The organism is Rhodoflexus sp. (assembly GCF_053489755.1).
Window position 1 is genome coordinate 85,867 of record NZ_JBRCHD010000016.1, and the last position, 13,775, is coordinate 99,641.

12 protein-coding genes and 1 pseudogene are annotated in these 13,775 nt (G+C 47.0%); 5 read left to right on the plus strand and 8 right to left on the minus strand.

Features of this window, described 5'->3' with window-relative positions; translation table 11 throughout:
• The first annotated feature begins 50 nt into the window (after positions 1 to 50).
• Positions 51 to 1,328, plus strand: a complete 1,278-nt coding sequence (gene serS, locus ACWIP2_RS04320) for a serine--tRNA ligase (protein WP_448518674.1) — start codon at positions 51 to 53, stop codon at positions 1,326 to 1,328.
• Between the two features lie 148 nt (positions 1,329 to 1,476).
• On the opposite strand, the gene ACWIP2_RS04325 is transcribed toward serS, so the two are convergent.
• The 3 genes from ACWIP2_RS04325 to ACWIP2_RS04335 form a co-directional block, all read right to left on the minus strand.
• Entirely contained in the window at positions 1,477 to 3,408 is a 1,932-nt protein-coding gene (locus ACWIP2_RS04325) for a M56 family metallopeptidase (RefSeq protein WP_448518675.1), read from the minus strand.
• The gene (locus tag ACWIP2_RS04330; RefSeq protein WP_448518676.1) at positions 3,405 to 3,794 is read right to left on the minus strand and encodes a BlaI/MecI/CopY family transcriptional regulator; all 390 of its coding nucleotides are present in this window, start codon (positions 3,792 to 3,794) and stop codon (positions 3,405 to 3,407) included. Before ACWIP2_RS04330 ends, ACWIP2_RS04325 begins: the two co-directional genes overlap by 4 nt.
• Before the next feature lie 255 nt (positions 3,795 to 4,049).
• On the minus strand, positions 4,050 to 4,517 hold the full coding sequence (locus ACWIP2_RS04335) for a hypothetical protein (protein ID WP_448518677.1): 468 nt from the start codon (positions 4,515 to 4,517) through the stop codon (positions 4,050 to 4,052).
• Positions 4,518 to 4,679: 162 nt separating this feature from the next.
• Here ACWIP2_RS04335 and ACWIP2_RS04340 point away from each other — a divergent pair, with 162 nt between their 5' ends.
• The 3 genes and pseudogenes from ACWIP2_RS04340 (at position 4,680) to ACWIP2_RS04350 (ending at position 6,708) form a co-directional block, all read left to right on the plus strand.
• Positions 4,680 to 5,003 carry a MazG nucleotide pyrophosphohydrolase domain-containing protein gene (locus ACWIP2_RS04340; RefSeq protein WP_448518678.1) on the plus strand — a complete coding sequence of 108 codons (324 nt, stop codon included), beginning with the start codon at positions 4,680 to 4,682 and terminating at the stop codon, positions 5,001 to 5,003.
• A gap of 34 nt (positions 5,004 to 5,037) precedes the next feature.
• Positions 5,038 to 5,158, plus strand: a pseudogene (locus ACWIP2_RS04345) (MFS transporter); the annotation flags it as partial.
• Positions 5,159 to 5,241: 83 nt separating this feature from the next.
• A complete protein-coding gene (locus tag ACWIP2_RS04350; protein WP_448518679.1) occupies positions 5,242 to 6,708 on the plus strand; it encodes a sigma 54-interacting transcriptional regulator in 1,467 nt (488 codons plus the stop codon).
• A 248-nt stretch (positions 6,709 to 6,956) separates the two neighbouring features.
• Here the strand turns inward: ACWIP2_RS04350 and rseP are convergent, their stop codons facing one another.
• From rseP to ACWIP2_RS04375, 5 genes are all read right to left on the minus strand, one after another.
• On the minus strand, positions 6,957 to 8,273 hold the full coding sequence (gene rseP / locus ACWIP2_RS04355; RefSeq protein WP_448518680.1) for an RIP metalloprotease RseP: 1,317 nt from the start codon (positions 8,271 to 8,273) through the stop codon (positions 6,957 to 6,959).
• An 81-nt stretch (positions 8,274 to 8,354) separates the two neighbouring features.
• Positions 8,355 to 9,203 (minus strand): transketolase, encoded by an 849-nt coding sequence (locus ACWIP2_RS04360; protein ID WP_448518681.1) that lies wholly within the window; start codon positions 9,201 to 9,203, stop codon positions 8,355 to 8,357.
• Between the two features lie 84 nt (positions 9,204 to 9,287).
• A complete protein-coding gene (locus tag ACWIP2_RS04365; RefSeq protein WP_448518682.1) occupies positions 9,288 to 10,067 on the minus strand; it encodes a DUF3667 domain-containing protein in 780 nt (259 codons plus the stop codon).
• A gap of 64 nt (positions 10,068 to 10,131) precedes the next feature.
• Complete coding sequence (locus tag ACWIP2_RS04370; RefSeq protein WP_448518683.1) at positions 10,132 to 10,263, minus strand: hypothetical protein; 132 nt, start codon at positions 10,261 to 10,263, stop codon at positions 10,132 to 10,134.
• Entirely contained in the window at positions 10,260 to 12,776 is a 2,517-nt protein-coding gene (locus ACWIP2_RS04375) for a PIG-L family deacetylase (protein ID WP_448518684.1), read from the minus strand. Before ACWIP2_RS04375 ends, ACWIP2_RS04370 begins: the two co-directional genes overlap by 4 nt.
• A 247-nt stretch (positions 12,777 to 13,023) precedes the next feature.
• Between ACWIP2_RS04375 and ACWIP2_RS04380 the strand changes: the two genes are divergently transcribed.
• The gene (locus tag ACWIP2_RS04380; protein ID WP_448518685.1) at positions 13,024 to 13,710 is read left to right on the plus strand and encodes a DUF3298 domain-containing protein; all 687 of its coding nucleotides are present in this window, start codon (positions 13,024 to 13,026) and stop codon (positions 13,708 to 13,710) included.
• The last annotated feature ends 65 nt before the right edge of the window (positions 13,711 to 13,775 follow it).

Consider the following 13,775-nt stretch of genomic DNA (forward strand, 5'->3'; position numbering starts at 1 on the left):
TAGTACGCACCCCAACGGGTACGACACATTTCAAGCTGACTAAAAAAATCATGTTACAGGTAAACTACCTTCGCGAACATACAGAAAAAGCACTCGCAGGGCTACACAAACGCAATTTCCCCAATGCGGAGCAGGCAATAGCCGACGTATTGGCTACGGACGATGCCCGCAAACAAACGCAGGCAGAATTAGACAAAGTAAATGCCCGTATCAATGCGCTTTCTAAAGAAATTGGGGCAATGATGAAGGCAGGGAAAAAAGAAGAAGCTGAAGCCGCCAAAGCAGAAACCATAGGACTGAAAACAGCCTCTAAGGAGCTTGGTGAGAAAATGTCCGCTTTGGAAAAAGAACTTGTCCAGCTCCTGTACAAGATCCCGAATATTCCGCATGAGACTGTGCCGCATGGTCGCTCGGCAGATGATAATGAAGTCGTGTTTCAGCATGGCGAAATCCCCGTACTGGACGATGCCGCACTGCCCCATTGGGATTTGATTAAAAAGTTGGACATTATTGATTTTGAGTTAGGTACCAAAATCAGCGGCGCGGGTTTTCCTGTTTACAAGGGCAAAGGCGCAAGGCTCCAACGTGCGTTGATGAACTTCTTTCTGGATCGGGCCGATGCGGCAGGCTATCAGGAAATTCAGCCGCCTGTAGTGGTGAATGAGGCTTCGGGCTACGGCACGGGGCAACTACCCGACAAGGAGGGGCAGATGTACCACGTTGCAGCCGATGGTTTGTACCTCATCCCAACGGCAGAGGTGCCGATTACGAACCTTTATCGCGACGTTATCCTACGCAAAGAAGATTTACCAATTAAGAACGTTGGATTTACACCTTGCTTCCGCCGCGAGGCAGGTTCTTGGGGAACGCACGTGCGCGGCTTGAACCGCCTGCATCAGTTTGAAAAAGTGGAAATTGTACAGATACAAGCCCCCGAAAAATCTTACGACACTTTGCAGGAAATGTGCGAATATGTCAAAGGGTTGCTGATGGCGCTTGAGTTGCCGTTCCGTATCCTGAAGCTCTGCGGCGGCGATATGGGATTTACCTCTGCCCTGACCTACGATTTTGAGGTGTACTCTGCCGCACAGCAACGCTGGTTAGAGGTGAGTTCGGTCAGCAACTTTGAGACATATCAGGCGAATCGTCTCAAGTTGCGCTACCGCGATGAAAATAATAAAACCCAACTGCTGCACACGCTGAACGGCAGTGCGCTGGCTTTTCCGCGCATTGTAGCCGCCATTCTGGAAAATAACCAAAAAGCCGGCGAGGGTATCCGTATCCCGCAGGCGCTCGTGCCTTATACCGGCTTTGAAAGGATTTTATAGAACAATTAAAAAAGAGGCTGTCCAAAAGGTAACACGGACTTTAGTCTGTCATTTGTTAGATGCTTGATAATCAAATAGTTACAGACCGAAGACTGTGCTACATTCGTCTTTTTTGGACAGTCTCTTTTGTATGAAAAAAGGCAAGAGATTAATTGCCACCTTTGGTAGTGATGCGGATGACACCTTTCTCAGCGCCCTTTAATTTTTGCACTTCCACCGATTTGATTTTGGCTGGCGCTAACTTTTGCACCTCCTCCCGACTGACAGGTTTCCCGTCTATGAAGTAATCCGCATCTTCAGAGTAGATAAACTGACCTGTCATATCTTTTCGGATAATGACACTGTTGCCTACAGCGCCGAGTGGTTGTCGGATACCTTCTATTTCGATCATGGAGATAATGTTTCGCCCATGTAATCTGCCCAGACTGTCTATTTTTTTGCGCGCTTCCTGTATTTCTTTACGCGCCTTTTGCATTGCCTCGCGTACCTCCTGCTTTTGCTTTTGGCTCAGTTTGCTGATCTTATCCAGTTCTTCCATCATTTTTTCTAACAGCAGGCGATCTTGGTCCATTTGCAGTTCGTTAATGATGAAGGGCGCTGCGGCAGAAAGGCTGTCCGAAAGTCTGTATATCTTGTTGAAGGACTTATTGTCGAATTCAAAGCGGAAGGTAGGCAGCAACCGGAAAGTATTGCTGTCAATCCGGGTATAGAAACGGCGCATATTGCTGTCTAACTTAATAGTTGCGATCTTGTAACTAAATAGAGAGTCTATTTTTAGCTTTGAATCGCCTGCAACAGTTACTTTGCGGTTGCCGAAATCTACCATGATTTCATCTGCCTCCATTACGACTGTATCGCGGCGCTCGCCATCTTTTTTGACAACGGTAACTTTTTGACGTTCTTTTTTGGTGGTATCTTCCAAAGTACCCAGCAGGCGATCGAGTTTAATTTCAGCCTTATGGACAATTTCTTTTGCAGTGCTGCGCACTTCTTCTGCCAGTATTGTTGCCTTAGTAGAAAAAGCAAACAGTGCTAGCGAACAGAACAAGGTCAGCGCAACAGCAAAGCGGGTAGAGAAATACTGTAGGGCGTAGCTTTCGGCGCGGTGTGGCTGTGCAATGCGCATGATGCGTTGCAAAAGTCCGCCCTTTTGTCCGGTAGCCGCCATTGCATAGCTTGGAACGGTAGCAGGCTTCAAGGTAAAGTCAGCCAGATTGGCAAGTGCCTTGATGTAGGCTAATGTATTGCCCGTAGCAGCTATCGCCAGATCGTCGCAGCAGTTTTCGCGCTCCCGATTGATTTGAGCAGATAGCCACCAGATAGCGGGATGATAAAACAGCAGCACCTCCACGAGCGACTGCCCAATGTGTACCAAAAAGTCATTGCGGCGGATATGTGCCAGTTCATGTGCGAGGATACCTGCAATTTCCTGCGGTGGTAGCGCAGCCAGCAAGCCAACCGGAAAGAGTATGACAGGTTTGAGCCATCCGATAACCATCGGCACATGTATCATCGCCGACTCGTAGAACTGCACAGGCTTTTTGAGGTGCATGCGCTTTGCCATTTCCCGTACAGCATCTGCCCACTCATCTGCGACAGGGCTTATACCGACGGTGCGCAGGCGTTGTGTTTGCAGCAGCCCCAGACCCAACCGCACAGCAAATATGGCTGCACCAATACACCAAACGGCTACTACAACAGGCAACTGCGTACCCAACCACTGCATGATAAAAAAATAGTAATCGGTAGGGGTGCGGCAGTCTGCCCAGGTCATTACTGCCTGATTGGTGAGCCGACTGTAGTTAATAGTAAAGGCTTGCTCGGCAGCAGAAGACCAACCTGCGGCAGCATTGGCAGGTTCGTAGAGCCAAATAAATGTACCAAAAAAGGCAATAAAAGCGGCCGCCATAAACGACAGCGCAACGCCGTAGCGCAAGTGCGCACTTTTTTTACACAAAATAACCAGTGAAATACCGCAAAGCAGCGCAATAAGTGAAGTTTGCCACAGCGAGTGAATAATTGCCCAGCCGAAAGCATCCATCAGGGCGCGATTTTGTACCAAATGCTCAAAAGGTGTCATTGTGCGCCTCCTTTCTCCATATCGTCAATCAACTTGCGGATTTCGCGCAGTTCGTCGGCAGAGGTTTGGTTATTTCCTAATGCCTGCATGACCAAACTGGTAGTTGAACCCTTGAATACACTTTTTAAAAATTTATCCAAGAGTTGCTTCTGCGTGTCTTGTTCTTGTACAGCGGGCAGATAAACGTGTGTGCGCTGGCTGTCATCGCGGATGAGCAAGCCCTTTTCGGTCATAATCTGCATGATCTTGAGGGTGGTGGTGTAGCCGGTTTCTCTGCGCAGATTGAGATGCTCGTTAACTTCTCGGACAGTAGATGCCCCCTTTGCCCACAGCACTTGAAGAATCTCTAATTCGGATTCTGTCGGTTTCAAATGTTCCTGTTTCATAACTGAAGTGGTTTAAGTTTTTATACAAACGAACCCAACGATGAAGTACGAGTGGTTTCGTAGTTCAAAGATATACGAAATTTTTCGTAATCCAAATTTTAGTACGAATTTTTTCGTAGATGCTCGCTGATGCTTGGGTAATGGGTATATTTTACAAGGTATAGCACGTCCTTTAGGATGTGTAAGTAATTGATAATCAGCAGGTAACTAATGCGCACCCTAAAGGGTACGATACGTTTTAATTTGCTTGATTACTTACTCCTTCCATCGTTCAAGGGAGTGGAGCAGTTCGGTAAGTTGCTGTTTGTTGAGCAGCGATACGCTCACAGGTGGATAGGGGAGTAGTGCGGCACGCTCTTGGATCACCAGTACAAGGGTTTTGCTCATGCCGTAGTTGTAGCTGCTGAGTTCGTAGTTGCGGAACTCGTCCTTTCGGATCTCGATTACCTTACCTCCCCGACGGACAAATGGCAACTGCAACAGGTTGTAGAAATGCAGACGCATTACCTTGCCGTTGTTTTCATAGCGGATGTAAGTAGGCTTCATCATAAGAAAACTACCAATCACCAGCGTAACTACTACAAAAACCAGCAGGCGAAGGTCAAACATACTTATGCCTAACGATTCGCGGAAAAAAATCAACAACAACGGAATAGCAACTAACAGCGCAGCTAAAAAGTAAAAACGGCGCACTTGATTGATATTGTCTATAAATGTTGTCATAGGCTGCCTGTCGGGTTGCGTTCAAAATTAAAGAATAAATTGATTTGCCCTGCACTGCCTGCCTCCAAAACCCTATTTCCTGTAATGCCTGTAGAATGAACCTTGCATATCTGCAATCATTTTAGCATACATTAGCAGTTCATTCAAACAAATACACTACTGATGGCACAACTTCCCGAAAAACCAACATTGGCAGATTATCAGGCTTACATGGAACAAGTCTGCGCGGAGCGCGGATGGGCAAAAAATACAGAATTAGAGCTTTTTCTGCTCTTTTCTGAAGAAGTCGGCGAGCTGGCAAAAGCAATCCGCCGCCACCGCAAACTCTATATCGAACCTTCCAAAGCCCACAAACAGCCCAATTTGGAGGAGGAATTTGCGGATGTATTCGGCTATTTGTTAGATTTAGCCAATCATTTTGGGATTGACCTGGAAAAGGCATTCCGCGACAAAGAAGCAATCAACAGCCAACGCCACTGGAACTAATACGGAGACAATCTTTCGCCTTCGCCTGTCGGCAATGATGTTCCTGCAATTTTTTATGTGGGGAGCATGGTACGGACAGATGAGCAAATACATGTTTGCCCATCGGGCTGATTGCCGACCTTTACTTCGCTGCGCAAAAAGTACTCGGCATACTCTTTGTTCGGCTTTCTCCTTCGCAACAGGGCAGATTTATACCGATTTAAAAGCTGGAGATGCGATTAAGTCGCAAGCATAAGCAATGGAAAATGTGTTGGTTTCATGGTTAGACTACCGTTTCGATTTTGAAAACGAGCGTCCGCATATACCTGCCGTTAGCGGCATGACTTGGCGGCTGCACAGGTACTATATGCCTGCACACGACTGCGACAGGCACTATCTGCTTTCCACCAAAGCCTCGCCGCGCGAAGATCCGCAGATGGGCACGATCTTGCAAAAGCTGAGCAAGGACTTTCCCGCACATCGGATCACACCTGTGTACATGAATATTCCCGATCCGATAGACCTTGCGCGGATCAAAGGGGAGGTCGAGCCTTTTTTGCTCTCTCTTCGCGACAACAGCAAAGTAAATATCTTCTACAATTCGGGTTATCAGATGATGCAGTTGGCTTGGGTATTGTGCTGCATGACCTCCTGCCGCGATTTTACGCGCTTGTTCCATATGCGCAAACCTGAATTTACCGAAAGCGGAATACCTGAAATATTGGAAATTGATCTGACCAAAGAGCAATCTACACAGGCATACGGGCTATTGGTACACACCCGTGGCGATAGCCGATCGGCGGAGACCATAATCACAGATGCGATGCAGGCCGCCTACCGACGGGCGCGTCAGGTAGCTTCGCTGCCCAACTTTCCTACGCTGATTACAGGGCCTTCGGGTTCGGGCAAAGAACAGGTTGCGCGTTATATCCATAGCATATCGGGCAGAGGGCGCTTTATTGCGATTAACTGCGCGGCTATGCCCGACGAACTACTCCGCGCCGAACTCTTCGGGTACAAAAAGGGCGCTTTTACGGGAGCTGCCGAAAATCGAGCAGGCTATTTTGAAGTAGCTAATGGCGGTACGTTATTTCTGGACGAAATCGGCGATGCCTCGCTGTTGCTCCAACAGTCGCTGCTGCGTGTATTGCAAGATGGTTTGGTTACGCCGCTTGGCGATACGCGTCCTAAAAAAGTCAATGTGCGAATCATTGCCGCTACGCATCGCCACCTGCCGCAGATGATCGCCCAAAACCGCTTTCGCGACGACCTGTACTACCGGCTGAACCCTGCTCCGATTCGCCTGCCCGCCTGGGCAGATCTGCCCGAAAAGGACCGTCGGCAACTGTTCGATTTCCTATGGCAGCAGCAAGCCAATAAGCTCAACCATCGGATAGTGGCTGCTATCAGCCCGGAAGCAGTTGATTTTATCATCCGCTGCAACTTTCCGGGCAATATCAGGCAACTGCAAAATCTGATTGCCGGTTTGTACGTATTCTATCGCCACGAGCCGCGCATCACTATTGACATGGTGCTTAACGAAATTGATTTCGACGAAACAGAAATCAAGGTGCAGTCAACAGGCTGGGATATGGACAGTATGGAACGGGAGCATATCAAAAGGGCTTTGCAACACTTTCGCCACAACCTTTCGCATACTGCCAAAGCATTGGGTATCAGCCTGAATACGCTGAAATCAAAAATGAAAAAACTGCATCTTGCCTAAGCGACTATCTCCCGATCTGCGAGTGAAGCATTGTCGGGTTGTTTCCCAAAAGCAACCGATTCACTTCAGTATTAGCTTAGCGCATAGTTTTTTCATGCGGCGATCTGAAAAAAGAGGCTGTCCAAAAAGTAACACGGACTTTAGTTTGTGATTTGTTAATCACTTGATAATCAAATAGCTGCAGACTGAAGTCTGTGCCACATTCAGCCTTTTTAGACAGCCTCCTTGCGTTAATCAGTATGGGTTCATTAATTGAAAATCAGTTTGTAAATGTCGTTGCCGAAGGCAAATACCATCAGACCCAACAGCAGTATCATGCCTACTTTTTGTGCGCCTTCGAGAAACTCTTGTGAAGGAGTGCGTCCCGAAATTATTTCATAGGTCAGGAATACCGCATGACCGCCGTCTAATGCAGGGATAGGCAGCAGGTTCATAAATGCCAGTACCATAGAAAGCAGCCCCACCAGCGACCAGAAGCGCACCCAGTCCCAAGTACCGCCAAACACTTTGGCAATTCCAATCGGGCCGCTGAGCGATTTGGTTACGGACATTTCGCCACGAAACATTTTGCCAAAGGCTTTCAGCTGTACAAAAACCACGTCGAAGGCATTGACTGTACCGCGTACCACTGACTCGCCCAAGCTATATTTGCGCGTAGCAGCCTGCAAAAGAAATTCCGGGCGAAAGCCGATCGTTCCTTCAGGGGTGATTTGCACGCGTTTGGTCAATTGTTCGCCATTGCGCTCGATCGTTAGCTCTACCTCTTCACCTTTATTTTTTTCCAAAAAGGCTTTCAAATGCTGAAAATAGGCAACGAGTGTCCCATTAGCAGCGATGATTTTATCGCCCGGCTGCAAACCTGCTTTTCCGGCGGGCATATCAGCCTGCACCTCGCCAATTGCAAACGGGTAGAGTGGCTCAATGAAAGATGCGTTTTGCTTATCGCCAAGTTTGTCCATCAGGTCGGCAGGAATCGGAATCATCATTTCTTTGCCATCGCGCAGGATAGTGTAGTAGCTGCCTTGCTCCAGAAAGAAACTCGGGTTGCGCGCATCTTCATAGCGCTCTAAGGGTTTACCGTTGATCGCGATGAGTCTGTCGCCTTCTTTCAGCCCGATTTCTTCGGCTATTTTACTTACGTGGATGCCATGCTTGTTTACCTCGCTTACAGGTAGATAGCTTTCACCTAAGCAATAAGCCAATCCGATGAATACGATAATGCCTGTCAGCACATTCACGGTGATGCCTCCGAGCATCACAATCAGTCGCTGATAGGCTGGTTTGGAGCGGTATTCCCATGGCTGGGGTGTTGATGCTAAACTATTAGTATCGAGCGATTCATCTACCATACCCGAAATCTTAACGAAACCTCCCAGTGGCAATGCGCCTACCATGTACTCAGTTTCGCCTTTTTTAAATCCAAAAAGTTTGGGTGGAAATCCGATAGAAAATTTCTCTACCCGCATGCCGAACCACTTGGCCGGCAACATATGCCCTAATTCGTGCAGACCTACCATAATGGTGATCGCCAGAATTAACTGGGCGGTCATAATTAATCCTTCCATGCTTAAAGTTTAGAAAGTCAATACAGTTTTTGGGCTGTATCGTTTACGTGGTTAATAACGCGCTATGCGGTAATAAAGTTCTCAATAGTCTTTAAACTCTGTTTCGGGGAGTTGTGCCAGCGCGGTTGCCAGCTGCTCATCGTTAGGCGCTACACCGTGCCACCTGTGCGAGTGCATCATAAAATCTACTCCATAGCCCATTTCGGTGTGCATTAGCATGAGCACCGGTTTGCCTTTTCCGGCTAAAGTTTTGGCATGTTGCAGAGCCGCAATTACTTGCTCCAAGTCGTTACCCTCAGCGCATTCAATTACCTGCCAGCCAAAGGCGCGGTATTTAGCGCCCAAGTCTATCAAGTCCATTACTTTGCTAACAGGGCCGTCAATCTGCTGACCATTCAGATCAACAGTTGCAATTAGATTATCAACTTTATGGTGGGCGGCGTACATAGCAGCTTCCCAGATTTGTCCTTCCTGTTGTTCGCCATCGCCCATCAGTACATAGACCAAGTGCGAGTCGTTGTTGAGTTTTTTGGCTTGTGCCGCGCCAACAGCTACGGAAAGTCCCTGACCCAGCGAGCCGGAAGCTACGCGAACGCCGGGCAATCCTTCTTCGGTAGCGGGATGCCCTTGCAGCCGAGAGTTGATTTTACGAAAAGTAGCCAACTCTTCGGTTTTAAAATAGCCAAAACGCGCCAGCGTACTATACCATACAGGCGAAATATGTCCATTAGAGAGAAAGAAGAGGTCTTCGCCAATGCCGTCAGGTTGAAAGCGCGGGTTGTGTTTCATCACCGAGCCGTAGAGGGCGACAAAATACTCGACACAGCCCAGCGAACCGCCCGGATGACCTGACTGAACGGCATGCACCATGCGCAAAATGTCGCGCCTGATTTGTGTGGCAAGCGTTTTGAGTTTTTGTATATCGCTCATGATAAAATTTTTATGATAACGTGATTTGGCTTGAACAAACCAAGCGTTTTGCAACAGGCTGCAAGTTAGCAAAACTAAATGGAATTAAGTTGTGCTGACAATGTTGTAAACCTTGATTACAAGGTTTGTCGCAAGCAGTACGATATAGCAGCCGACAAATAACATCATGCCGATGGAAAAAGTTAGCAGGGTGTAAATAACGGTTTTAATCCATGTCCATTGGCTTAGGCTTTTGTAAACGAACAAAAGACTAGAAAAATAACATAACGCATAGATGGTGAATATTAGATTGAGCGATTCGGGGAATAATTTGAGAAAAGGAAAATATGCAACCAAGGCAAAGTTCCAAAAACCTGAAAGATAGGTATGTACGATTATGTGCTCGCCGAAAAACAGTCGGTTTTTAGGAAAAGATATGTATGAGACAAGCGCTACTATTGGTATGAAAAGCAAATAAGAAATGCCGAAGGTGTCATTGACCAACTCAACCATTAAAGTTACCATGTTTGATTTTGAAGAGAAAAGTTGCATAATCTTATTGTCTATCTCATCATCAACGCTATCTTTCTGAGCCTGCTGAGGAAAATCATCTATTTGCAACGAAATGGCATCCTTGAAAGCTTGCGTTTTTAGCAGTAGAAACGTTATGATGGTAATGCTAATGACTAAAAATCTAAACGGATTAATTAATCGGCTTCGGTCTTCAAATAAATAGGTTGCAATCGCCTTATGTGGTCGTATCAGCAGGTTGTAGAAGGTATAAACGATGCCTTTTTCTATATCGAAGGCATCCAGCAAATCTTTCCATAACTTATTGACGCTCAAGCGTGGCAGCGATTGAGTTTCATTGATGAGAACTTTCATGAACTTCGGATAGTTGGTTGATAATACGCAAATAAAGGGCGTTGGTTTACAAAAATTAGTTACGCTATCTCATCCAAAGCGAAAAAGCATACATTAGCCCGATTAACAGCGCCCAATAAACTATCAGCGCGATGTACATTTGCCGCCAAGAGCGGAAAAATGGCGGCAGGCGGTCTTTTTCTTCTTCGCTGCTCATTTGCCGTAAGAAATAAGGTTGGTAAACAAACGATACGCGCCTGATACTCCTGCGGGCAGTTGTCGGAAGAAAGCGTAGCCTGTATAAATAAACGCTCCTTTGCCATATTTGGCAACAAGCAAGCCGCCTTTTAATTGGTCAGAACCGGGGTCGGCGCAAGAGATGACGGTTTCGTACCTCTCATCCCAGTGGTCGGCGAAGTACAAGCCGCGCTCCTGCACCCAGTCTTTGAAATCGTCTTGCGTAATTTTATTGGGAGCGTTCAGCAGCGGATGGTCGGGATTGACAAAGTTGATAGGCGCATCTTCTAACGTTACACGCTCGCGGGAGATGCGAAATGGATAAGGTCCGATTTGCTGCGTTCCCAAGCCAAAATTGACGTTGTATTGGACAATCAGCGTGCCTCCTTTTTCTACATATTCCAATAATTTCGGACTGTGGAATTTGATGCGAGGTCGGGCGTTGTAGGCGCGTACTCCCGTAATAATCGCATCAAATTGAGAAAGATTCATGTTGTCAAAATTTTCATCGGTCAGATTGATTACCTGATAGCCGATTTGGCGCAAACTGGCAGGAATTTCATCACCTGCGCCGTCGTAGTAGCCGATGACTTTGCCCCGTGTCTGAATATCTAATTTCACCACTCTGGCAGCTGCCTTCGGATAAAGTAACTGAATCGGAATATGCGGATAGTTGATTTCGTCTAAGCTGTGCGCCGGCTGCCCGTTGATAAGCACGCCGATTTCTGCGGTGCTGCCTCCTTCGGGTGGGAACAGTTGGAAACTGATGGTTTTTTCCTCCTTTTTAACGGCAAGCGAAAAATCTATGGCAGCAGGTTCAGTGCGCCATCCCTGCGGCATTTGCAAGGCTACACTGCCTTTTACCTGATTGCGTCCTGCTTTCAGTACAAGCCGCACTTCTTTGGGGCTGCGGTCGGAAAATACATAAACTTTGTCTTTGATATTAGCAGTAACGGGCGGCACAATCTCAAAGGGGCGGTACTGTTCGCCGTCCACGCGGTGCGTCCATTTGTACATCATCGGGATGCGGTAGCTGAGTATTACGCCGTCTAATTCCACTCCAAAAAGAACAGTATGTTGGGGAGGCGTTTCGGGCAAACCGACCAAGTTCCAGTCATCCACCTGATACATGCCTTTGTTGAGCGGCTTGATGAGCCAGTAGGGCTGCGAAATGGCTAATTTTTCCGATAAACGATGTTTAGATTTGACTATTTGCGGAATATTATTGGCAAGAGCAATATCCTTGTTAGTTTTTCCACCCTTAGATTTGTCAAACTCCTGCGCAAATTCTACATCGTAAATGCGCCATTTGAAAGGTAGGGGGCTGCGGTTGATCACCGTTGTTGTGGTTTGGATACTGTCGCCTGCTACGGCAGAGTAATCCTCCGCCACTATTTCAAACCAAAGCCCCGCACATTCGCGGATAACCTCTTTGATTTCTTCCTTTTTCACCGCTACCCAATAGCGCTCATCGTCGTTAGCAGCTTTCCACGTGTCTAATTGGCGGTATGCCTGCAAGAGCGTCGGCACAATCGCTGAAGGGTTTTCAGGGTTGAATTTTGCGATGGCTTCATCAATCAGCTTGCCGATTTTTTCACCACCTTTGATGCGTGCCCAGCTTGTATTGATGTTGTCAAAAATATCTTTCTGTGCGCGGTCGCCCATGATGTGCTGGACGTACTCCATGCGCGTACCGCGTTCTTTGGCAGCGCCGAAGCCCTGACTTTTGTGCTGGCTGCGGCTGTCCATTGCAATATCGTAGTAACTTTCGCCGAGCAGCGGATTGTACGTGCCCACGTCCATTGGCAGAAACTGACTTTCATCAATTTTAGCCGTATCATTCACGCCGCGCCATTTGTTCCAGAGCAGGCGTTTGGGTTGCCATGTGCGCACATATTGCAGTTGTTCGGGGAACATTTTCGGGTCTGCTGCGGCGCGGAATGCATCTTCGGCAAGCAGGGCAGAGGCTGTATGATGTCCGTGCCCGCCGCTGCCATCGGTTGGGAAGCGCGTAATAAGCACATCGGGGCGGAACTTGCGAATCACCCAAACCATGTCTGCCAGTACGCGGGCGCTGTCCCACAACAGCATGGTTTCCACGGGGTTGCGCGAAAAACCGAAGTCGTTGGCGGTGCTGAAAAACTGTTTGCCTCCGTCAATGCGCCGTGCAGCGAGCAGCTCCTGCGTGCGAATGATGCCGAGCAAATAGCCCTGTTCGCTGCCGATGAGGTTTTGCCCCCCGTCGCCTCTAGTAAGCGAGAGGTAGGCGGTTTCGTAGTGCCTATGTTTAGCTAGATAAGCAATGAGGCGCGTGTTTTCATCGTCGGGGTGGGCAGCAATGTAGAGTACTGAGCCTAAGACACCTAACTTTTTGAGCGACAGTTGTAATTCGCCCGTTTTCATAGGCTTTAATGCCTGTGCCTGCGCACCAAGAGGGAACAAAAGCAACCATACACAGCAGCGCACAAACTGTTTCAGATCTAATTTCTTCATTATCATATCCCTTCAATTCGGGCGAAATTAAACAGTTATCGGCAATGTACCGCCGCTAATGCGATACAATTATTATATTAGCTGCCCGATTGAAAACGCTAAACCTATGCAAAAAAATATTTCATTCCTTCTGGCTGCCTGTTTTATTTGCTTAATGGTAGGATGTAGTAAAAAAAATGCTAACAATGAAGAACCTTCCTTTAGATTAGATACTGAAAGTATTGAACGAGAGTTAATTACGGTTTACATGCGAAGTTCAGATACTTCGGTTGTGGATACAGTACGGCACATCCTGTCAATTAATTATCCTGTCATCAGCGATTGGCACAACGAAGAAGCAGCACAGATTTTCAATACATGGGTTAAAAATCTGGTGGACGAAAATGTGAAAATATTTGAAAAAGAGATGATTCCGCCTGATTATCAGGAGAAAATCTGGTTAGACTCTGCCGCAGCAGCAACTTACACAAATATCGGGAAAAACACTTCGCTTTATATCAATTATCAACCGGGCATCATCACTGATGATTTTATTGCTATTCAGTTTGCTTTTGATTCCTTTTATGGCGGAGCGCATGGTATGCAGTATTTTCATCAAGTCAATTTTGATGTAGGCAATAAAAAATTTTTAGAACTTCCTGATCTTTTTAATCCTGAAAGCGACTATATCAATCAAATAGCTAAATACTGCCAAAATGATTTGCTGAGTCGTTTAGAGGAAATCGGTTCAGACTCTGCGAGGGTCTTGGCAGGATTAGAGCCTAACATTGATAATTTCAAAGATTTTGAATTGACTTCGCAAGGGCTGAAGATCTATTTTGCGCCTTATCAGGTTGCGCCTTACGCCTCAGGTCCGCAGGAAGTGAAAATTCCATATGCCGTATTAGATAAAGTGCTGTTAGCCAACGGCATATGGAAAAAAGTGCGCAAATAATACTAAATGAATTGCACCTCAGTGTCCTGACATTCTCCGTGTAAAACTTGGCATTCTTTGCGGTA

Excerpts from the sequence above, each read along its gene's own strand:
- serS (WP_448518674.1), top strand. The coding sequence starts at position 51 with ATGTTACAGGTAAACTACCTTCGCGAACATACAGAAAAAGCACTCGCA.
- ACWIP2_RS04325 (WP_448518675.1), bottom strand. The coding sequence starts at position 3,408 with ATGACACCTTTTGAGCATTTGGTACAAAATCGCGCCCTGATGGATGCT.
- ACWIP2_RS04330 (WP_448518676.1), bottom strand. The coding sequence starts at position 3,794 with ATGAAACAGGAACATTTGAAACCGACAGAATCCGAATTAGAGATTCTT.
- ACWIP2_RS04335 (WP_448518677.1), bottom strand. The coding sequence starts at position 4,517 with ATGACAACATTTATAGACAATATCAATCAAGTGCGCCGTTTTTACTTT.
- ACWIP2_RS04340 (WP_448518678.1), top strand. The coding sequence starts at position 4,680 with ATGGCACAACTTCCCGAAAAACCAACATTGGCAGATTATCAGGCTTAC.
- ACWIP2_RS04350 (WP_448518679.1), top strand. The coding sequence starts at position 5,242 with ATGGAAAATGTGTTGGTTTCATGGTTAGACTACCGTTTCGATTTTGAA.
- rseP (WP_448518680.1), bottom strand. The coding sequence starts at position 8,273 with ATGGAAGGATTAATTATGACCGCCCAGTTAATTCTGGCGATCACCATT.
- ACWIP2_RS04360 (WP_448518681.1), bottom strand. The coding sequence starts at position 9,203 with ATGAGCGATATACAAAAACTCAAAACGCTTGCCACACAAATCAGGCGC.
- ACWIP2_RS04365 (WP_448518682.1), bottom strand. The coding sequence starts at position 10,067 with ATGAAAGTTCTCATCAATGAAACTCAATCGCTGCCACGCTTGAGCGTC.
- ACWIP2_RS04370 (WP_448518683.1), bottom strand. The coding sequence starts at position 10,263 with ATGAGCAGCGAAGAAGAAAAAGACCGCCTGCCGCCATTTTTCCGCTCT.
- ACWIP2_RS04375 (WP_448518684.1), bottom strand. The coding sequence starts at position 12,776 with ATGAAGAAATTAGATCTGAAACAGTTTGTGCGCTGCTGTGTATGGTTG.
- ACWIP2_RS04380 (WP_448518685.1), top strand. The coding sequence starts at position 13,024 with ATGCGAAGTTCAGATACTTCGGTTGTGGATACAGTACGGCACATCCTG.